This is a genomic window from Mycolicibacterium neoaurum (assembly GCF_036946495.1).
Lineage (GTDB): Bacteria > Actinomycetota > Actinomycetes > Mycobacteriales > Mycobacteriaceae > Mycobacterium > Mycobacterium neoaurum_B.
Genome location: NZ_JAQIIX010000002.1, coordinates 4,009,258 through 4,028,994 on the forward strand (window position 1 = coordinate 4,009,258; position 19,737 = coordinate 4,028,994).

At 66.3% G+C, this 19,737-nt stretch carries 22 protein-coding genes; 10 read left to right on the forward strand and 12 right to left on the reverse strand.

Annotation, left to right across the window (positions count from 1 at the left end; translation table 11 throughout):
- The first annotated feature begins 91 nt into the window (after positions 1 to 91).
- Positions 92 to 1,249 carry an acyl-CoA dehydrogenase family protein gene (locus PGN27_RS24695; protein ID WP_335328481.1) on the forward strand — a complete coding sequence of 386 codons (1,158 nt, stop codon included), beginning with the start codon at positions 92 to 94 and terminating at the stop codon, positions 1,247 to 1,249.
- Positions 1,250 to 1,366: 117 nt separating this feature from the next.
- Positions 1,367 to 3,532: an LGFP repeat-containing protein gene (locus tag PGN27_RS24700; protein ID WP_335328482.1), complete on the forward strand. Its 2,166-nt coding sequence runs from the start codon at positions 1,367 to 1,369 to the stop codon at positions 3,530 to 3,532.
- A 15-nt stretch (positions 3,533 to 3,547) separates the two neighbouring features.
- On the opposite strand, the gene lexA is transcribed toward PGN27_RS24700, so the two are convergent.
- The 3 genes from lexA to PGN27_RS24715 form a co-directional block, all read right to left on the reverse strand.
- A complete protein-coding gene (gene lexA / locus PGN27_RS24705; RefSeq protein ID WP_335328483.1) occupies positions 3,548 to 4,222 on the reverse strand; it encodes a transcriptional repressor LexA in 675 nt (224 codons plus the stop codon).
- 86 nt (positions 4,223 to 4,308) lie between these two features.
- Positions 4,309 to 4,731 (reverse strand): organic hydroperoxide resistance protein, encoded by a 423-nt coding sequence (locus tag PGN27_RS24710; protein ID WP_335328484.1) that lies wholly within the window; start codon positions 4,729 to 4,731, stop codon positions 4,309 to 4,311.
- Positions 4,732 to 4,756: 25 nt separating this feature from the next.
- Complete coding sequence (locus tag PGN27_RS24715; protein WP_335328485.1) at positions 4,757 to 5,188, reverse strand: MarR family winged helix-turn-helix transcriptional regulator; 432 nt, start codon at positions 5,186 to 5,188, stop codon at positions 4,757 to 4,759.
- 195 nt (positions 5,189 to 5,383) lie between these two features.
- Here PGN27_RS24715 and PGN27_RS24720 point away from each other — a divergent pair, with 195 nt between their 5' ends.
- Together PGN27_RS24720 and nrdR are read left to right on the forward strand one after the other, a co-directional pair.
- The gene (locus PGN27_RS24720; protein ID WP_335328486.1) at positions 5,384 to 5,896 is read left to right on the forward strand and encodes a LysM peptidoglycan-binding domain-containing protein; all 513 of its coding nucleotides are present in this window, start codon (positions 5,384 to 5,386) and stop codon (positions 5,894 to 5,896) included.
- 100 nt (positions 5,897 to 5,996) lie between these two features.
- The gene (gene nrdR, locus PGN27_RS24725; protein WP_023985646.1) at positions 5,997 to 6,461 is read left to right on the forward strand and encodes a transcriptional regulator NrdR; all 465 of its coding nucleotides are present in this window, start codon (positions 5,997 to 5,999) and stop codon (positions 6,459 to 6,461) included.
- Positions 6,462 to 6,467: 6 nt separating this feature from the next.
- Here nrdR and PGN27_RS24730 read toward each other — a convergent pair whose 3' ends face one another.
- From PGN27_RS24730 to sthA, 4 genes are all read right to left on the reverse strand, one after another.
- Positions 6,468 to 7,157 (reverse strand): PhzF family protein, encoded by a 690-nt coding sequence (locus PGN27_RS24730; protein ID WP_335328487.1) that lies wholly within the window; start codon positions 7,155 to 7,157, stop codon positions 6,468 to 6,470.
- 25 nt (positions 7,158 to 7,182) lie between these two features.
- A complete protein-coding gene (locus PGN27_RS24735; RefSeq protein ID WP_335328488.1) occupies positions 7,183 to 8,205 on the reverse strand; it encodes an alpha/beta fold hydrolase in 1,023 nt (340 codons plus the stop codon).
- A 28-nt stretch (positions 8,206 to 8,233) separates the two neighbouring features.
- Positions 8,234 to 9,223, reverse strand: a complete 990-nt coding sequence (locus PGN27_RS24740) for a proteasome assembly chaperone family protein (RefSeq protein WP_335328489.1) — start codon at positions 9,221 to 9,223, stop codon at positions 8,234 to 8,236.
- A 104-nt stretch (positions 9,224 to 9,327) separates the two neighbouring features.
- Positions 9,328 to 10,743, reverse strand: coding sequence for a Si-specific NAD(P)(+) transhydrogenase (gene sthA, locus PGN27_RS24745; protein ID WP_335328490.1), 1,416 nt, complete (start codon positions 10,741 to 10,743; stop codon positions 9,328 to 9,330).
- A gap of 250 nt (positions 10,744 to 10,993) precedes the next feature.
- On the opposite strand from sthA, the gene PGN27_RS24750 reads away from it, so the two are divergent.
- From PGN27_RS24750 to PGN27_RS24760, 3 genes are all read left to right on the forward strand, one after another.
- Positions 10,994 to 12,379 (forward strand): hemolysin family protein, encoded by a 1,386-nt coding sequence (locus tag PGN27_RS24750; RefSeq protein ID WP_335328491.1) that lies wholly within the window; start codon positions 10,994 to 10,996, stop codon positions 12,377 to 12,379.
- A complete protein-coding gene (locus PGN27_RS24755; protein WP_335328492.1) occupies positions 12,372 to 13,388 on the forward strand; it encodes a hemolysin family protein in 1,017 nt (338 codons plus the stop codon). Before PGN27_RS24750 ends, PGN27_RS24755 begins: the two co-directional genes overlap by 8 nt.
- Positions 13,389 to 13,479: 91 nt before the next feature.
- Complete coding sequence (locus PGN27_RS24760) at positions 13,480 to 14,499, forward strand: DUF4192 domain-containing protein (RefSeq protein ID WP_335328493.1); 1,020 nt, start codon at positions 13,480 to 13,482, stop codon at positions 14,497 to 14,499.
- Here the strand turns inward: PGN27_RS24760 and PGN27_RS24765 are convergent.
- From PGN27_RS24765 to PGN27_RS24775, 3 genes are all read right to left on the reverse strand, one after another.
- Positions 14,496 to 15,197, reverse strand: coding sequence for an iron-dependent transcriptional repressor DtxR (locus PGN27_RS24765; RefSeq protein ID WP_335328494.1), 702 nt, complete (start codon positions 15,195 to 15,197; stop codon positions 14,496 to 14,498). The two genes, PGN27_RS24760 and PGN27_RS24765, sit on opposite strands and share 4 nt — an antisense overlap.
- 157 nt (positions 15,198 to 15,354) lie before the next feature.
- Positions 15,355 to 16,314 carry a sigma-70 family RNA polymerase sigma factor gene (locus tag PGN27_RS24770; RefSeq protein ID WP_030135098.1) on the reverse strand — a complete coding sequence of 320 codons (960 nt, stop codon included), beginning with the start codon at positions 16,312 to 16,314 and terminating at the stop codon, positions 15,355 to 15,357.
- Positions 16,315 to 16,461: 147 nt separating this feature from the next.
- Positions 16,462 to 16,872 carry a DUF3099 domain-containing protein gene (locus PGN27_RS24775; protein ID WP_335328495.1) on the reverse strand — a complete coding sequence of 137 codons (411 nt, stop codon included), beginning with the start codon at positions 16,870 to 16,872 and terminating at the stop codon, positions 16,462 to 16,464.
- A 56-nt stretch (positions 16,873 to 16,928) separates the two neighbouring features.
- Between PGN27_RS24775 and PGN27_RS24780 the strand changes: the two genes are divergently transcribed.
- A complete protein-coding gene (locus tag PGN27_RS24780; protein ID WP_030135100.1) occupies positions 16,929 to 17,165 on the forward strand; it encodes a DUF3039 domain-containing protein in 237 nt (78 codons plus the stop codon).
- Here the strand turns inward: PGN27_RS24780 and PGN27_RS24785 are convergent.
- The gene (locus PGN27_RS24785; protein ID WP_335328496.1) at positions 17,155 to 18,129 is read right to left on the reverse strand and encodes a YihY/virulence factor BrkB family protein; all 975 of its coding nucleotides are present in this window, start codon (positions 18,127 to 18,129) and stop codon (positions 17,155 to 17,157) included. The two genes, PGN27_RS24780 and PGN27_RS24785, sit on opposite strands and share 11 nt — an antisense overlap.
- Before the next feature lie 61 nt (positions 18,130 to 18,190).
- A complete protein-coding gene (locus PGN27_RS24790; protein ID WP_023985651.1) occupies positions 18,191 to 18,382 on the reverse strand; it encodes a DUF7455 domain-containing protein in 192 nt (63 codons plus the stop codon).
- 135 nt (positions 18,383 to 18,517) lie between these two features.
- Here PGN27_RS24790 and PGN27_RS24795 point away from each other — a divergent pair, with 135 nt between their 5' ends.
- Together PGN27_RS24795 and PGN27_RS24800 are read left to right on the forward strand one after the other, a co-directional pair.
- Complete coding sequence (locus tag PGN27_RS24795; protein WP_335328497.1) at positions 18,518 to 18,874, forward strand: DUF952 domain-containing protein; 357 nt, start codon at positions 18,518 to 18,520, stop codon at positions 18,872 to 18,874.
- Positions 18,875 to 18,923: 49 nt separating this feature from the next.
- Positions 18,924 to 19,727 (forward strand): SDR family NAD(P)-dependent oxidoreductase, encoded by an 804-nt coding sequence (locus PGN27_RS24800; RefSeq protein WP_335328853.1) that lies wholly within the window; start codon positions 18,924 to 18,926, stop codon positions 19,725 to 19,727.
- Positions 19,728 to 19,737: the final 10 nt, after the last annotated feature.

Here is a 19,737-nt window from a genome sequence, read left to right on the forward strand (position 1 = left end):
CCACGTTCGACCGACCAGCGACGTTCGACCAACCACCCGGTTGGTATATGTTGGTCGTCACCCAACCGATAACCAGTACCGGAGGTCACAGATGGGCGCCGTCAAATACGACCGCACCTTGTTCGAACCCGAGCATGACTTGTTCCGTGAGTCGTACCGTGCCTTCCTGGAGCGCCATGCCGCGCCCTTCCGGGAGGAATGGGAGAAGGCGAAGATCGTCGACCGCGAGGTGTGGCGAGAGGCCGGCAAGCAGGGCTTTCTTGGGATGGCGGTACCCGAGGAGTACGGCGGCGGCGGCAATCCGGACTTCCGCTACAACGTCGTCGTCACCGAGGAGACGAGCGCGGGCCGGCACAGCGGCCTCGGGTTCACCTTGCAGAACGATGTCATCGCGCCGTACTTGATCGAGCTGACCACCGAGGAGCAGAAGCAACGCTGGCTGCCCGGGTTCTGCAGCGGCGAATTGATCACGGCGATCGCAATGACCGAACCGGGCACCGGCAGCGACCTGCAGGGGATCAAGGCCCGCGCCGTCCGCGATGGTGACCACTACGTCCTCAACGGGTCGAAGACATTCATCACCAACGGTATTCACGCCGACCTCGTGATCGTGGTGGCCTGCACCGACCCAGACAAGGGCGCGCAGGGCTTCTCGCTGTTGGTCGTCGAGCGCGGTATGGAGGGCTTCGAGCGGGGCAGGCATCTGGACAAGATCGGTCTGGAGGCCCAGGACACCGCCGAGCTCTCGTTCACCGATGTGCGGGTGCCGGTCGAGAACCTCCTCGGTCAGGAGGGCATGGGGTTCCTCTACCTGATGCAGAACCTGCCTCAGGAGCGCATCAGTATCGCGATCATGGCGGCCGCGGCGATGGAGTCCGCGCTGGAGGAGACCCTGCAGTACACCAAGGAGCGCAAGGCCTTCGGTAAGCCGATCGGGAGCTTCCAGAACAGCCGGTTCCTGCTCGCCGAGCTGGCCACCGAGGCCACCGCGATCCGGGTCATGGTCGACGAGTTCATCAAACTGCACCTCGACCGGAAGCTGACCGTGGAGCAGGCCGCGATGGCCAAGTGGTTCAGCACCGAAGCTCAGGTTCGTCTGGTGGACCGGTGCCTGCAGCTGCACGGCGGCTATGGCTACATGCGCGAATACCCGATCGCCCGGGCGTTCCTGGACTCCCGGATCCAGACGATTTACGGCGGCACCACCGAAATCATGAAGGAGATCATCGGTCGCAGTCTGGGGGTCTAGCTGGTCCGACACGCCGTCGCCGCAGGTGGCGATATCCCACGAGTTCGCCGACAACTGTCGCAGAGTTGACGAACACGATACTTTCGTGGGGTTTTGCACGACTTCCGGGAGGACCGAATGACCAGGCAGCGAACCCGACTCGGCAGCTTTGCCGGGCGGGCGGCAGCAGTGCTGGTAAGTGCCGGGCTGATGGCCGCGACGGTGCTGCTGGCGCCGCAGGCGTCGGCGACACCGGAAGGCGATGCCGATGCGGCGATCACCGCCGCGTGGGAGACCGCCGGCGGCGGCGCGGAGGGGCCGCTGGGTCCCAAGGACGGCGGTGTCTATCCGGCGGGACCGGGCTTCGGCCAGAACTTCGCCGGCGGCAAGATCTTCTTCACGCCGCAGACCGGCGCCCACATCATGTCCGGGGCCATCCTGGAGAAGTACGAATCCCTGGGTGGTCCCACCGGTGACCTGGGCTTCCCGACCATCGACGAGGGGCCCGGCCGGGCGGCCGACAGCCGCAACGTGACATTCAACGCGCCGGACAACCCGGTGATCTTCTGGACGCCGGGCACCGGTGCGCGGGTGGTGCGCGGTGCCATCAACAGCGCCTGGGATGCCTTGGGAGGTTCGGCCGGCGTGCTGGGCGTGCCCGCCGACGACGAGACCACCGACGGCGATGTCGTATCGCAGAAGTTCACCGGCGGCCAGATTTCCTGGGATCGCAAGACGCGGGTCTTCACGACCACGCCGCCCGAGCTGGCCGGTCAGCTCGGCGCGGTGCAGGTGCCCTCTGATGCGGCATCGGCCATCGCTGCGGCACGACGGGCTGCCGGTGGTGAGCTCGGCCCACTCGGTGCCGAAGAGGGAGCCCAGTACGCGATCGGCGCCGACGGTGTCGGTCAGAACTATGCCGGCGGCAAGATCTTCTACAGTCCGGCCACCGGCGCCAACGTGGTGACCGGCCAGATCCTGGCCAAGTACGAGAGCGTGGGCGGGCCGACCGGTGATCTCGGGTTCCCGACCGCGAGCGAGGCAGACGGCGGACTGGCTCCGCAGAGCGCGGTGGTGCCGTTCGCCGCCGAGGACAAGCCGGTCATCTTCTGGACCCCCGACTTCGGTGCGGTGATCGTCCGTGGGGCCATGAACGCCGCCTGGCAGAAACTGGGTGGCGCGACCGGTGAACTCGGCGCACCCAAGAGCGATCAGACCGACAACGGCGGTGTGATCAACCAACAGTTCAACGGCGGATCCATCTCGTGGGACAAGGCGGCGAATCGGTTCAGCACCGAGCCCGCGGGATTGCAATCGCAGCTGGCAGGCCTTCAGGTCCCGGGAGCGGATTCCCCGCAGGCGCCCACGGACGGACCCCAGGCCAATGGCGGCGGCGACAGCGGCGACAAGTGGTACACCTGGCGGTGGTGGTGGTTGCTCGGCCTCATCCCGCTGGTGGGTCTGATCGCGGTGATCGCCGTGGCGGTGCTACGCAATCGGCGATCCGGTGACGAGGACCGCTTCGACGACGAGTACGACGACGATCCGTACGAGCGTGGCTATTACGGCTATGACGGACGCGATGACCAGCGCGATGAACACGGCGCGGACCAACCCGTCGATCGCGAGGGCGGCTACGGACCGCCGCCGCAGGATCCGTGGGCATCGCTACCGCCGGTCGGTTCAGCCGGCTCCTACACCGTCGATCCAGACGATGACAGGGTCGGTGAGTACGTGGCCGACGGGCATGACACCGATGCGGATGCCGCTGGTGGGCCCGAGACCGACAGGCCGGAAGGACTGTTGCAGTTCAACGACGACGAGGACGACGTCGACACGGCCCCGACCCGGATCGAGACGCTGACACCGGAGCCTGCCGAGTCCGTCTTCGCCGAGTCCGTCTTTGCCGAGGCTGACTTCGCGGAGCCGGATGTCGAAGAGTCGGACTTCGCCGAGTCTGAGTTTGCGCAGTCTGAGTTCGCGCAGTCGGACTTTGCGGAGCCCGGGTTGGGTGCGTCGGCCTTCGACTCAGAGCCGACTCCGCTCGCCCCGGAGCCCGAGGTGACCGGCGGACGTCACGCCGCCGCAGGCGGCGACGACGATGACGATGACGCCGGTTGGACCTCCATGCGACTGGCGACAACCGATCGCTACCGTGCCCCGGAGGGATATCCGATCAAGGCCGATACCAAGACCGGTCTGTACTGGGCGCCCGGCAGCCGCGGTTACCGCGATACCGAGGCCGAGATCTGGTTCTCCAGTGAGGAGTTCGCGCGCGCGAACGGCTTCGTCCGCGCCGACTGATCGGCTGCTGACCGGTCAGACCTTGCGGATGACGGTGACGACCTTGCCGAGCACCACGGCGTCGTTACCGTCGATCGGTTCGAACGCCGGATTGTGCGGCATCAGCCATACCTGACCCTTGGTCCGCTTGAAGGTCTTGACCGTGGCCTCGCCGTCGATCATCGCCGCGACGATATCGCCGTTGTCGGCCACGTTCTGCTGACGCACGACCACCCAGTCGCCGTCGCAGATGGCCGCATCGACCATCGATTCGCCGACGACCTTGAGCAGGAACAGCGATCCCTCGCCGACCAGCTCCTTGGGCAGGGGAAACACATCCTCGACGGCTTCCTCGGCCAGTATCGGTCCGCCGGCGGCGATCCTGCCCAGCACGGGAACGAAGGTGGGCTCCGGTAGCGCATCGGAGCCTGCGACCTCCGTGGCGACGATCGGGGTGACCGTCTCGTCGGCGCCGCGCACATCCACCGCGCGTGGGCGGTTGGGGTCGCGGCGCAGATAGCCCTTGCGCTCAAGGGTGCGCAGCTGGTGGGCGACCGAGGAGGTGGAGGTGAGCCCCACCGCATCCCCGATCTCCCGGATGCTCGGTGGGTAACCACGAGTGGTCACCGACGAACGGATGACCTCCAAAATGGTGCGCTGACGCTCGGTCAGCCCGGAGCGTGCCTCAGGGGTGTCGCTGCTATCGCTCATGTCGCCGAATGTAGTCGCAGGCGTCTCGATAATCAAACATGTGTTCGAGGCGTGTCGCCGCTCAAGTGTCGGTCGATCGGTCGAGGTCACTCATCGGTGACCGTCAGTGTCACCTCGACGTTGCCGCGGGTGGCGTTGGAGTAGGGGCACACCCGGTGTGCGGCCTCGGCGAGTTCGGTGGCGGTGTCGTGGTCCACATTGGGCAGCACGATCTCCAGTTCGACGGCAAGGCCGAACGCACCGTCGTCGGCGGCACCGAGCGACACCCTGGCGCCGACGGCGGAGTCGGTGACATCGGCCTTGTGCTCACGGGCGACCAGTCGGAGGGCGGAGTGGAAGCATGCCGCATATCCGACGGCGAACAACTGCTCGGGATTGGTGCCCACGCCGGAGCCGCCCATCTCCTTGGGAATGCTCAGGGCGACATCGACTTTGCCGTCGGAGGTGCGGCCATGCCCGTCGCGTCCTTCGCCGGTTGCCAGCGCTTCGGCGGTATAGAGCTTCTTCATCGGTGGTGTCCTTTCGTCGTTTCGGTCAGTGCGGGGAGCTGAGCTGGTCGACAAGACCTCGGAGGGCGTCGCGCAATAAGCCGATCTGCTCGGGTTCGGCATCGGTGGAGGCCAGTAGGCGTTGCGGAATGCAGGCGGCGCGTTCCTCGAGCGCGCGCCCGGCTTGGGTGAGGGCGACCTCCACGCGCCGTTCGTCGGCGCTGGTGCGGTGGCGCACCACCAGGCCGGCGGCCTCCAGTCGTTTGATCAACGGTGAGAGCGTGCCGGAATCGAGGTACAGCCGCCGACCGAGGTCCCCGACGGTGCTGGGTTCGTTCTCCCACAGCGCCAGGAGCACCAAGTACTGCGGGTAGGTCAGGCCCAGTTCATCCAGCAGTGGGCGGTAGGCCGCGGTCATCAGGCGGGAAGCCGAGTACAGCGCGAAACACAGTTGTTCGTCGAGGCGTGCGGCGGGCATATCCGTAACTGTAGCTTCCAATTCAATTGTGGGCAATTGAATTGAGAGGGTCAGGTACGCGGCGCTCGCGGCCGTCCACTTGTCGGTGGGTGTCGATATCGTTCGCTAACAGTTCGATCACGTGTTCTATCGTTCGAACAGATGATCGACTACAGTTCGAACAAAGAAGCGAACACACCTCAAGGAGGCAGGCACATGACAATTCTGGAAGCACGGAGCGATGTGCGTGAGCGTCGGACGTCCGGCCCCACCCTGCGGCAGGAAGTCCTGCGTCGGAGCCCGTCGGAGGCCGAGGTGTGGCCGCTGCCTCGAGATGTCGTGGTCCGGCGGCGTCGGCGGTCGCAGGAGCGCCGTCCCGGCGGTGCGCCCCTCGGTCACCGCGGCACCGGCGTGCTGATGTCGCGCGCCTCACACCGCAGGCCGATCACCCCGACTGCGACAGTGCTCCTGGCCCTGCTGGCGGGCGCCTTCACGCTGTGGCTGGGATTCGTCGCCCATCTCGGCGGTGCCGTTGCCGAGCAGCCGGTCGAGATGCCCACCCGGCTGTCGGTCGTGGAGGTGCAGACCGGTGAGACGCTCCAGAGCATCGCGGCACGGGTGGCCCCCGATGTGCCCGCAGACTCCGTCGTCGAGCGGATCCGTGAACTGAACAAGCTGGACTCCGGCACCGTGCGGACCGGGCAGACCCTGATCGCGCCGATCGGCTGAGATCGTGCGCACCGGCACGGGGTCGCATGGCATCCGCGGCATGCAGGTACGCTCAGAAGCGTCAAATCTGGTGCAGCTGTGGTGCGGCGAAGGAGCGGTGATGCACTGTCCGTTCTGTCGTCACCCGGATTCGCGCGTCGTCGATTCCCGTGAGACCGACGAGGGTCAGGCCATCCGGCGGCGCCGGTCCTGCCCCGAATGCGGCAGGCGCTTCACCACCGTCGAGACCGCGGTGCTGGCAGTCGTCAAGCGCAGCGGCGTCACCGAGCCGTTCAGCAGGGAAAAGGTCATCAAGGGCGTGCGACGGGCATGCCAGGGCCGTCAGGTCGACGATGACGCCCTGAACCTCCTCGCCCAACAGGTGGAAGACGCCGTGCGAGCAGCCGGCTCTCCGGAAATCCCCAGCAACGAGGTCGGGCTGGCCATCTTGGGCCCGCTCCGCGACCTCGACGAGGTTGCCTACCTGCGCTTCGCCTCGGTGTATCGATCGTTTTCCTCTGCCGACGATTTCGAACGCGAAATCGAGGCCCTGCGTGCCCATCGGCGCGTCAACACCGCCGGCTGAGGTCGTTCATTCGAGCCGGCGCCGTCCGTCGTCCACCACCCGACCGGCGATCTTCACCCACCCGGTGGGATCCCACCAGGTCCTGATCTGCGAACCCTCGCCCTGGGTGATCACCAGATCACGGCTCAGATGGTCGGTCATCCGGACTGCTGCCGCGCCGGTCGCCTCGTCCTCGGGGATCCCCAGATGTGGAGCGAACATGCGGGAACGCAGCGATCCCTTCTCGCGATCGGTCCACGCCCACAGGTAATGCTCCACATCACCGACATAGTCGGTGGGATCGGCCGCCAGCACCTGCTCGGGCGAGTCGAGCTCGTAGATCGCCAGTTCCGGCGCCCACTCCGAACGGGCGCTGATGGCGGTGAACTCGTCGTCGACGTAGTCGACCTGCACCAGTCCGGCAGGAACCTGCAGCGTCCGCACCGGGATACCGCGATCCTTCAGCCACCAGGATGTCCCGACGGTGGGGTGCCCGGCGAACGGTATCTCGGCGGCCGGGGTGAAAATGCGGACATGGGCGCTGGCCGCGCCCACCTCGGGGATATCGACGAATACGGTTTCGCTGTAACCCAACTCGGTCGCGACCCGTTGGCGGTCGGCCGGATCGACAGTCGCGGCGTCGATCACGCCGAGCGGATTACCGAACTTTCCGTCCGCATCGGTGAACACCCGCAACACATCGACATCGACGGCCATGCACCGATTCTAGGCGTGACTCGCGTCAGGTGGCGCTACGTTCGTCGGCGCCCATCGCGTCGAGCACGGCGACCCGGGTGTCCAGCGAGCCGGTGATGGTGCGTTCGCGAATACCGGTGCGCAGCAGGGCGCGCAACATCTCGTGGTCGTGCACCGACGGAGCGGTGGTGTTGATGAATCGCTCGAAGAGGTCGACGAAGCGCTTGGGATCATCGTGGAAGGGGAAGTGTCCGGACTTATCGAAGATGTGCAGTTCCGAGCCGGGCATGGCGGCATGTGCCAAGTGGGCATGGCTGACCGGGATGACCGAATCCTGCTTGCCCCAGATTAATTGCACCGGAACAGATTCGGTCAGATAACAGCGGTCGAGCATGGTGACCACCTGACCGCGCCAGTCGACGACAGCGCGAAGAGTCCTGGCGAACGCCGAGGACGCGGTGGGCTCGGGCAGGTCGGCAAGCACCCGCAACATATCCGGAAGATCGCGTCCCACCCCGGTCGAGCCGAACACCGTGCCGCCGACGCGTCCGATCGCCTGCAGGGCGGGCAGCACCAAGGGCACCCGCAGCAGCGCCAACGATTCGCTGACCCCCGGCAACGCCGCGATGCGCAGGGCGATGTTGACATCCTTGGTGACCCCGCCCGCGCCGACGAGCACCAGGCGATCCACGAACTGCGGGAACTGATAGGCGAACTGCATCGCCACCCCGCCACCGAGGGAGTGCCCGACGACCGTCACCCGATCGATATCGAGCACACTGAGCAGATCGCGCATCCCGTTGGCATAGGCGGCCACCGAATAGTCCGCACGCGGCTTGTCCGATTGCCCGTGCCCGAGTAGGTCCGGTGCGATCACGGTGAACCGTCGCGCCAGCATCGTCTGCACCGTGTGCCACGTGGTGGAGTTGTCACCGATGCCGTGGATGAGCAGGACCGCGGGACCGGACCCGGCGATCCGGTACGCCCGTCGGTAGCCGTGGATGGTCTTGAACTTCAGATTCGGAGTGACCTCACGCACGCTGCGCAGAGTGGTTGTGCGATCGGCCATCTGCGCCACTCCTCGCTGGTGAGAGGCTTCAGGTACGGTCCCCGCCGTCGGGGAAACTGTCCGGGAAGCCGCCCCGTTTGTTGTCGTCCTGCTGGGCCAGGAACCGTTCGAACTCCGCGCCCAGCTCGTCGCCGCTGGGCAGGTCCTCATCGCGGGCGAGCAGCGAACGGTTTTCCTGTGCGGCAACGAATGCATCGTACTGACGCTCGAGCGCGGCCACCACCTGGGCGACCTCCGAGCTGGCCTCGACCTGTTCGTTGATCTTGGTGTGCACTTCGATTGCGGCCTCGCCGAGTGCGGTCAGCGGGATATCCAGCGAACCGGCGCGTGCCGCCTCGGCCAACAGCGTCTCGGCGGCCGGGGGATAGGCGGTCTGGGCAAGATAGTGCGGCACGTGAACGGTGAAACCCAGTGCGTCGTGGCCGTGCTGGCCCATCCGCAACTCCAGCAGGCTGGACACGCTGGCGGGAACCTGCACCTCGCCCACCCACGGCGTATGACCGGCGATCAGCTCGGAGTTCGGCGAATGCGCGGTCAGCGTCACCGGCCTGGTGTGCGGCACCGCCATGGGGATGGTCCCCAGCCCGATCGTCTGGCGCACGCCCAGACGTTCGGCGAGCAACCGCACGGCAGTCACGAATCGCTCCCATCGCAGGTCCGGCTCCATCCCTGCCAGCAGCAGAAACGGCGTGCCGACACCATCACGCAGCGCATAAAGGTTCAGCTCGGGCTGGTCGTACGCGCTGAAATGATCGGTCTTGAACGTCATCAGCGGTCGTCGCGACCGGTAGTCCAGCAACTCGTCGACGGCGAAGGACGCCACCAGCTCGGTATCGAGGGTGTTCTTCAGATGCTCGGCTGCGAGCCGGATGGCATGTCCGGCGTCGGAGAATCCCTCCAACGCGTGAATCAGAACCGGTCCACTGCCATCGACGGCAGACAGCTGTGGTGCGGGGAACTCCAGCTCGTACATCCCATTCTGCTCGGGCTGGTAGTGCTGCTCGTGGGAATCGGACATCAGGTTCACCTCCTGTTCACTAGTGTCTCGCATGTCGCCGGAACACCGCATTACGGGTACCCCTGACATCTGCTCAACACCGCACAGGTAACGGTCCTTCCCCGTCAGCTCCGGAACTGGTTGAGCGCGCGCAGCTTGTTCATGACATCCAGCGCGGCCACCTTGTAGGCCTCCGAGAAGGTGGGGTAGTTGAACACCGCATCCACGAGATACTCGATGCTGCCACCACAGCCCATGACGGCCTGACCGATGTGCACCATCTCGGTGGCGTTGGTCCCGAAGATGTGCACACCCAGCAGGCGTAGATCCTCGGTCGATACCAGCAGTTTGAGCATGCCGTAGGAGTCGCCGGCGATCTGTCCGCGGGCCAGCTCCCGATACCGCGACACTCCGACCTCATACGGCACCGCATCCTTGGTCAGGTCCACCTCGGTGGCACCGACATAGGACACCTCGGGAATCGAATAGATGCCGATGGGCTGCAACTCGGTCATCGCGTGGCACGGCTCGCCGAAGGCGTGGTAAGCCGCCAGCCTGCCCTGATCCATCGATGTCGCGGCCAGGGCCGGGAAGCCGATCACGTCACCGACGGCATAGATGTGGTCGACCTTGGTCTGATAGTTGTCGTCGACGAAGATCCGGCCTCGGCCGTCGGCCTCCAGGCCGGCGTTGGGCAGGTCCAGCTCGTCGGTCTGCCCCTGCCTTCCGGCCGAGTACATCACGGTCTCGGCCGGAATCTGCTTACCGCTGGCCAGGGTGGTGACGGTGCCTGAAGGGCCGACATCCACCGCGGTGACCTCCTCGCCGAATCGGAACGTCACCGCCAGATCGCGGAGATGGAACTTCAACGACTCGATGATCTCCGGATCACAGAATTCCAGCATGTTCGAACGCTTCTCGACCACCGTGACCTTGGTGCCCAGGGCGGCGAACATCGAGGCGTACTCGATGCCGATCACGCCGGCACCCACGACGACCATCGATGTCGGGATGGTCTTGAGGTCCAGAATTCCGTCGGAGTCCAACACCCGTTCCGCGTCGAAATCGACACCGGCGGGTCGGGCCGGTTTGGTGCCCGTGGCGATCACGATGTTGCGGCCGCTGACGGTGACACGTTCGGCCCGGCTCGGGTCTTCGACGTGGACGGTGTGCGCGTCGAGGAACCGTGCGAGCCCCACATAGAGCTCCACGCGGTTGCGCATCAGCTGCGAGCGGACCACGTCGATCTCCTTGCCGATGACGTGCTGGGTGCGGGCCAGTAGGTCGGCCGGGGTGATCTTCTCCTTGACCCGATAACTGGCCCCGTAGAGCTCGCGCTGGTTCATGCCGGTCAGATAGATGACGGCTTCGCGCAGGGTCTTGCTCGGGATGGTCCCGGTGTTGACGCAGACCCCGCCGAGCATCCGTCCCCGCTCGATCACTGCCACCGATCTGCCCAGTTTGGCCGCGGCGATGGCTGCCTTCTGCCCGCCCGGCCCGGAGCCGATGACGACGAGGTCGTACTCCTGCGTGGAACCCATGGGTGCAGTCCTACGCGCGCAGTGGGGCATGCGCATCCGGGGACGGCAAAATTCGTGTGAACATTTCGCGTGTGTGCGCCGATCCCGCCATCGGCGGGAACTTCCTGGCAACGTCGTTCGTCTCTATTGCTGACGGAGTTTCCGACCACACAGAGAGCACAATGCGACGCGCAAAGCGTAAACCCCGAAGACCCCGCCGCCGGCTCGTTGAGACCGGCACCGAGAAGTTCTTCGTCGCCGGGGAGGCGACATGCTGACCGCACTCGGGATTCTCGTCGGCATCGTGGTGGTATGTGCCATCACCGCCCTGACCGGCTATTTCGTCGCCCAGGAGTTCGCCTATATGGCGGTTGACCGGTCACGGCTGAAGGCCCGCGCCCAAGCCGGTGACACCGGCGCCGCGCGCGCACTGCAGGTTACCCGCCGGACCTCGTTCATGTTGTCGGGCGCTCAGTTGGGCATTACCGTCACCGGGCTGCTGGTCGGTTATGTCGCCGAACCGCTGATCGGTAAGGGTCTGGGGGAGTTACTCGGCGGCGTCGGGGTGCCGCTGGCGGTGGGCATCGCCATCGGCACCGTCCTGGCCATGGTCTTCTCGACCGTGGTGCAGATGGTCTTCGGTGAGCTGTTCCCCAAGAACCTGGCGATCGCCCGGCCCGAACCCGTGGCCCGCTGGCTGGCGTTGTCCACGAACATCTACCTGGCTGTGTTCGGCTGGTTGATCAAATTGTTCGACGCATCGTCGAACCTGCTGCTGCGCGCCCTGCGCATCGAGCCGGTGCACGACGTAGAACACTCGGCCACCGCTCGCGATCTCGAACACATCGTCGCCGATTCGCGCGAGGCGGGGGACATCCCCGAGGAGCTGTCCACCCTGCTGGACCGCATCTTGGACTTTCCGACCCGCACCGCCGAGCACGCGATGATCCCGCGGGCCCGGGTCGATGTCGTCAACGCCGACGAGCCGGTGGGCGCGGTACTGACCAAGATGGCCACCGGTCATACCCGGTACCCGGTGATCGGCGCAACACCGGACGATCTGGTCGGCGTCGTCCACCTGCACGATCTGCTGGAGGCCGACGACCCGTCGGCACCCGCCGGTGAGAACTGCCGACCGGCGGTGATCCTTCCGGAGACCATGCCGTTGCCGTCGGCATTGCGCACCCTGAGCGAGGCAGGCGACGAGATGGCACTCGTGATCGACGAGTACGGCGGTTTCGCCGGTGTACTCACGATCGAAGATCTGGCCGAGGAAATGGTCGGTGAGATCGACGACGAGCATGACAAGGACTCGGCCGATGATGATGTGGTGCCCACCGATGGCGGTTGGTCGGTGCGCGGCGACGTCGCACTCGACGAGTTGAGCCGGGTCATCGGCCATGACCTGCCCGAGGGTGACTACGAGACCTTGGCCGGGTTGCTGATCGCCGAGTTCGGCGGTCTCCCCGGTGTCGGGGATGCCGTCTCGGTCGACCTCGGCGTCGAGCCGGCCGAATTGATCGCCGATCATCCGCCGTTGCAACGCCGTCTGGACGCGACCGTCCAGTCGGTCGAAAAACATGTTCCGGCAAGGGTTTTGGTGAGCCTGGTCGAACTGCCCGCCGAGGCCGTGCAGGAAGGCGCTGGTGATGAGTAACCCGTGGGTGGTCGTTCTGGTGACCGCGTCACTGATCGCGGCCAGCGCGTTCTTCGTAGCCGTCGAGTTCGCCCTGATCGCGGCACGGCGACACCGCCTCGAAGATGCCGCGCCGCACAGCCGTTCGGCCCGCGCCGCACTGCGGTCGGCCTCCGAGCTGTCGGTGCTGCTGGCCGGGTCGCAACTGGGCATCACCATCTGCACCCTGGCGCTGGGCGCCATCACCAAGCCCGCGGTGCACCATTGGTTGACCCCGGCGATCGCGGGCTGGGGTGCGCCGTCGTGGCTGGCCGATGTGGGCGGTTTCGTACTCGCCCTGATCATCGTCACCTTTTTGCACCTCGTCGTCGGTGAGATGGCCCCGAAGTCCTGGGCCATCGCCCATCCCGAACGGTCGGCAACCATGTTGGCGTTGCCGATGCGGGCGTTCATGTGGGTGACCCGCCCGCTCATCGGCACGCTGAACCGCCTGGCCAACTGGTGTCTGCGCAGGGTCGGCGTGGAACCTGTCGACCAGGTGGCCACCGGCCAGGATCCCGATGCGCTGCGGCACCTCGTCGAGCACTCGGCCACCGTGGGCACCCTGGACGAGCGCTATCACGGGCATCTGGTCAGCGCACTGGAGCTGGAGGCACTGACCGTCGGGGACATGCTGCGCACCGGTGCCGAGCCGAGCAGCGTCCGGTCCGCGGCGAGCACGGCGGATATCCAGGCGGAGTCGCTGCGCACCGGTCACCTCCGACTTGTGGTCCGCGACAACGGAGCCGTCCTGGGGGTCGTGCACGTGCGCGATACCGTGCAGGCCGGCCCGGGCACGACGGCCGCCGACCTCATGCGCCCGGCCCTGGAATTGACGGCCGATGTGCCCGCCTACGCCGCGCTGCGGACCATGCGGGAAACCCGCAACCATCTGGTGGTGGTGACCGATGCCGAGGGCAGCATCCTGGGCTTGATCACGCTGACCGACGTGCTCAAGCGACTACTGCCCACCGCCGACGCGGTGAGCTGAGTTATCCACAGTGCCGGATTGATCCACAGCGCACCCATGGCGGTCGCCCAGACGGCGCGAGTCGTCGGGGCATGCCGTGACGATCATCGGTATGACACAACAACCTCGCGGATTCGACGTCGGTCGGCCCGCATCGCTGATCGCCGCGCTGCCGGCGGTCCTGGGCTTCATCCCGGAGAATTCCCTGACGATAGTCACCCTCGACGGCGGCGAGATGGGCTGCGTCATGCGGGTGGACCTGACGCCCGGTCTGGTCGGCAACACCAGCGCGTTGGCCGAGGTGGTGGCAGGCTCGGGTCATGACGGGGCGGTCGCCGTGATCGTCGATGCAGACGATGCCGACCACGAGGAGCTCGCCGACGACCTCACCGAGTCGATGTCGGGGGAGGGTGTCGACCTGCTGGCGGTACTCGCCGTCGATAGGGTCGCCGCGGACGGTCGGTGGTACTGCGTGTGTGGATGCGGTGCGCACGGCGTCGTCGACGACCCGGACTGTTCCCCGCTGGCGGCCGAGGCAGTGCTGGGTGGGCGTCGGCTCTATCGGCGTCGTGACGAGCTGGAGGCCGTGGTCACCAGGACCGACCCCGAGCGCGGCGCGGGTCTGGCACAGGCATTGCGCTCGGCTCGGCGGGGCCAGCTCAGCACCACGGCGGCACGGCGCGCGATCGAATCGGCCATGACACTTGCCCGTCGGGTGGCGGCGGGTCAAGAGCCCGCCGATGCCGACATCGTCGTCGTGGTCGGTGCACTGCGCGATCCTCGTGTCCGAGACACGCTCTACGCCCTGGCTGTCGGCGATTCCGCGGCCGCCGCCGAGACGCTGTGGGCGACGCTGGCACGCCTGGTGCCGGCGCCATGGCGGCAGGAGGTGCTGACGCTGCTCGCCTTCTCGGCATATGCCCGCGGTGACGGTCCGTTGGCCGGGATCGCATTGGAGGTGGCCGTCGAGATCGACCCGACGCACCGGATGGCGACCATGCTCGACTGTGCGTTGCAGTCCGGGATGCGGCCCGAGCAGATCCGCGAGCTGGCGTTGTCCGGCTACCGGATCGCGGGGCAACTCGGGGTGCGGTTACCGCCGCGGCTGACCTTTGGGCGGCGTGCGGGTTAGACCTTTTCGACCTTCACCGCGTGCGCCATGTGATGGGGCAGCTCGACGTCCTGGTGGCCGGGCATCAGGATCAGAACGCCCTGATCGCCGGGATCCTCGCCGACCTGCACGGTCACCCGCGCATTGGGAACCACACCGGCATCCTTGAGCTTGCCGATCAGCTCGACATCACCCTGGACGTGTTCGGTCAGCTGGCGCACCACCACCGCGACCGGGGAGCCGGCGGGCAGCTCGGTCAGGCGGACCAGGTTCGCATCGCCGTCGGAGTCGGCACCGCCGAAGCCCAGTTCGGACAGCCCCGGAATCGGGTTGCCGAACGGAGAAGTGGTCGGGTTGTCGAGCACCTGCACCAGACGCCGCTCGACGTCCTCGCTCATGACGTGCTCCCAGCGGCACGCCTCGGCATGCACTTCCTCCCACGGGAGTCCGATCACATCGACGAGCAGCCGCTCGGCAAGGCGGTGTTTGCGCATCACGGAGATGGCCAGATTGCGGCCCTTCTCGGTGAGTTCGAGATGACGGTCACCGGCGACATGCAACAAGCCGTCGCGTTCCATCCGGGACACGGTCTGACTCACGGTCGGACCGCTTTGATCCAGACGTTCGGCGATGCGGGCCCGCAGCGGCACGACGCCCTCTTCCTCGAGGTCATAGATCGTCCGCAGGTACATCTCGGTGGTATCGATGAGGTCGTTCATGCCCTACCTTCCAGGCCCTGCTGTTACCACCCGAGTCTAGCTGGCCGGGGTCGTGAGCAGGGTTCCAACATCCCTTGTGAGCATCCGCAGTGCACCCACGACATCGTGATGCCCGCCGCGGAACGCGACGGGCATCACGGGGTGGGATGGTTTGGGATCAGCTGGCGTATGACCGCAGCCGCTCGGCGCGATCTCCGTTGCGGAGCTTGGACATCACTTCACGCTCGATCTGGCGGACCCGCTCGCGGGACAGCCCGAACAGCTTGCCGATCTGATCGAGGGTGCGCGGCTGCCCGTCGTCCAGGCCGAAGCGCAGCCGGATGACCTGCTGCTCACGCTCGTCAAGGGTGGCGAGCACGTACCGGATATCGGTGTGCAGCAGCTCGGAGATCACGGCGTTCTCCGCCGACATCGCCTCGGCGTCCTCGATGAAATCGCCAAGCGGTGCTTCCTCATCGCTGCCGACCGGCATGTCCAGGCTCACCGGGTCGCGGCTGTGCTCCAGCAGGTCGGTGATCTTCTCGACCGGGATACCCGACTCCTCGGCCAGTTCCTCATCGGTGGCCTCGCGACCGAGATTCTGGTGCATCTCACGCTTGATACGGGCCAACTTGTTGACCTGCTCGACGAGATGGACGGGAAGCCGGATGGTTCGGCTCTGATCGGCCATACCGCGGGTGATCGCCTGGCGGATCCACCATGTTGCGTAGGTCGAGAACTTGAATCCCTTGGCGTAATCGAACTTCTCCATCGCGCGGATCAATCCGAGGTTGCCCTCCTGGATCAGGTCCAGCAGTGGCATCCCGCGACCGGTGTAACGCTTGGCCAGCGACACCACGAGGCGGAGGTTGGCCTCCAACAGATGGCGCCGCGCTGCGTCACCGTCACGGACCACGGCCGCAAGATCGCGGCGCTTGGCCTCGCCGAGACGCTTCTTGGTGTCCAACACATGCTGGGCGTACAGACCGGCTTCGATACGTTTGGCCAGCTCGACTTCGTCGGCCGCGTTCAGCAGCGCGGTCTTGCCGATGCCGTTGAGATACACGCGGACCAGGTCGGCGGCGGGGCTCTGGGCGTCCAGATCGGAATCGATGCGGCTTGCGGTGGCGATCGCCATTTACGGCCTCCTGCTCGGCGGAACTGTCACTGCGTACAACGCCCGAGAGGGTTCGTGAGTTCCCGCTCGGTCCCAGTGGCATACCACCTGACCTGCGGGTTTAAACGGACGACCTGAGAATGTCCTGAGAAGTGGTGAAGAGGCTGCTCAGTCGGGAACGCCGCGGCCCGCGTGCGGACTGCCCGCACTCGGATCGGGACGCACGGGCGCCTGCAGCGCCGGACGCTCGGCGGTGGGGAACAGGGGAGTCCGTCGGCCCGATCGTGCATCGGGGTAGCGGCGCGGCTCGGAGGCGCTGCGCGGCGGGCGGTCGTTGGCGATCAGCACGGCGATCCACGGCAGCGGGATCGAGGCCACGATGATCGCCAGCGAGATCAATCCGTTGTGCCAGACCCCGTAGGCGATGGCGGCCAGCACCAGCGCGGGAATACGGAAGGACATCAGGGTCAGGTACTTGCGTACCCGGGCGCGGTGTTGCTCGTCATGGGGGAGCGCAGCGCGGGTGATGAGCACCGGGCGACCTTGGTCGTCGAAACTCAGCTCAGGGCTTTGTTTCATATCTTTACTCTCCCACACCCGCGACACCTCCCGCACCTGCCGGGCACAATGGTGGGATGCAGACCCAGACCATCGAACGGCCCGATACCGACGAACGCGTCGACGACGGGACAGATGACGATGCCCCCAAGGTTTTCCACTACGTCAAGAAGGACAAGATCGCCGAAAGTGCCGTCATGGGCACGCATGTCGTCGCGTTGTGCGGTGAGGTGTTCCCGGTGACCAAGGCCGCCAAACCCGGTTCGCCGGTGTGCCCGGACTGCAAGAAGATCTACGAGCAACTCAAGAAGTAGCGTCGCCCGGATCGGGCTGCGGCTCGGACCTGGCGGTGCCGGCCCGCGCGGTGTCGGTCTTGGTCGATATCCACTCGCGGACCCGGTCCGCATGCGTGGTCGGGGCCGGCCACTCCTCCTGGATGGCAGCGTTGAGTTCGGCGCCGATCATCACCGCGAAGCCCGCCAGGAAGGCGAACAGCAGGAATGCGATCGGGGTCGCCAGCGCGCCGTAGGTGTAGCCGGTGGCGGTGATCCAGGTCAGATAAAACCGAAGACTGAAGGTGGCGATCAGGAAGACGGCGGTGGCCAACACCGCGCCGACGACCAATCGGTGGGTGGGCAGCGGGCTGGGTAGCGACACGCGATAGAGCACGGTCACCACGACGATCAGCGCGATCACCAGGACCGGGTAGTAGCCGTACTGCAGCGCATGCGACCAGCTCTCCGGGATGTATTCGGTGATCTTGCGCGGTCCCAGCGCGATGAACGGGGCGGTCAGCACCGCGCTGACCAGCATGATCACGTAGAGACCGAGTGCGAAGAAGCGCTGCCGGACCGGATGGCGCAGCGGGGTCTGGTCATGCGCCTCGACGACCGAGTCGACGAACGCCGACACTGCCGAGGATCCGGCCCACAGCGAGATGACGAAGCCCAGCGAGACCACCTCACCCCGCGCCGAGCGCACGATGTCGTAGATCGTCGGCTCGATGATCTCGTTGACGACGTTCTGTGAGAAGAAGCGTTCCGACGTACCGATCAACTGCTCTTCAATGGTGGGCAGGGTGTCGGGTCCGAAAAGCGGCGCGAGATAGGCCAGACTGCCGAGCATTCCGAGCAGCAACGGTGGCAGCGAGAGCGCGCACCAGAATGCGGCTTGCGCGGACTCGGAGAAGATCGAATCGTCCCACGCCTTCGACAGCGTGCGTTTGAGGATGGGCCAGATGTGGTGGCGTGACGGTCTCGTCGAGGACTGCTCGCTCATCACTGGTCCAGCATTCCCGACGAAAGCACGCGCCGTCCCATGGGGCGGCGCGTGCTGTTCGCTATGCGTCGACCGGACTGACCTCGATCACGGCGGCCAGTTCGATCAGCTTCGCCTCGTGCTCGTTGGCGTGATGCTGGCAGAACAACAGCTCGGCACCGGAGGGCAGCTTGGCGCGTACGCGTGCGGCGGCACCGCAGCGGTCGCAGCGATCCGCCCGGGTCAGTTCCGGACTCATCAGGGTTGCGTTCACGGCGCTTCCTCCGTTCTGCCTGGGTGCGTATGTCTACTGTGTCAGACGTTTTCGGTTCTGGCCTTGTTCCCCGGGGGTTCACCGGTGTGTCGTGTCTCACTGCGCCGGCGTTACCGTACGGGCAACCTGGACAGCGTGAGTACCCAGAGCGAGCTCCTTTTGCACCTGTGCGCCGCCGAAGAATGGGAGCGGGCCCGCGCCGCCGGTGAGCACCGGCCGGCATCGCTGGACGATGTCGGGTTCGTGCACCTCTCCACTCCTGAACAGGTCCATCTGCCCGCCAATCGCTTGTTCGCGGGGCGGACCGATCTGGTGCTGCTGCACATCGACCCGCGGATGCTGACCAATGAGGTGCGATGGGAGCCTGGGGTGCCGAGCGATCCCGAATCGATGGTGTTCCCACACCTTTACGGCCCGTTGCCTGCTGCTGCTGTGACAAGTGTCACGCGGTATCTGCCGGCGGCCGACGGCCTCTTCGCCGCGCTCGGGTGAACATCTTCGGACACGCTGCCATGGTAGTCACCGGTACGTTGAGCCGGTGATGGCAGCGCAGCGGATCGCGGTGGTGACCGGGGCCAGTCGCGGTGCCGGGCGTGGCATCGCGACCGCACTCGGCGTACACGGATGGAAGGTCTACGCCACCGGACGGACCATCGAGGCCGCACCGCCCGGTGGCGTGGCGGTCCGGGTGGACCACGCCGACGACGCCGCCGTGGGCGAGTTGTTCGCGCGCGTCGGTGCCGAAGAGGGTGGGCTGGATCTGCTCGTCAACAACGCCGCCATGGTCCACGACGACCTGACCGGGCCGAAGCCGTTCTGGGACAAGCCGATCGGCCTCGGCGATGTGCTCGACGTCGGCCTTCGCTCGGCCTACGTCGCGTCCTGGCACGCCGCGCCGTTGTTACTGCGACGGCCCCGGGGACTGATCGCATTCACCTCGTCGCCCGGATCGGTCTGCTACATGCATGGTCCCGCCTACGGCGCGCAGAAGGCCGGGATCGACAAGATGGCGGCCGATATGGCGGTCGACTTCCGCGGCACCGAGGTGGCCACGGTGTCGATCTGGATGGGAATCCTGCTCACCGAACGGCTGCGGGCCGCCTTCGCGGGCAACCCCGAGGCGTTGGCGGCGACCGCCGAGCACGCCGAGACCCCGGAGTTCACGGGCCATCTGATCGACGCGCTGTTCGGGGATCCGGACCTGGCCGGCCTCTCCGGGCACACCCTGATCGGAGCGGAGCTCGGCGAGCACTACGGCATCACCGATGACGGTGGCCGCCGACCGCCGTCGCACCGCGCCTGGCTGGGCGCCCCGAGGACGCCCAGCGACACCATCGTCCGGTGACGGACCCGAC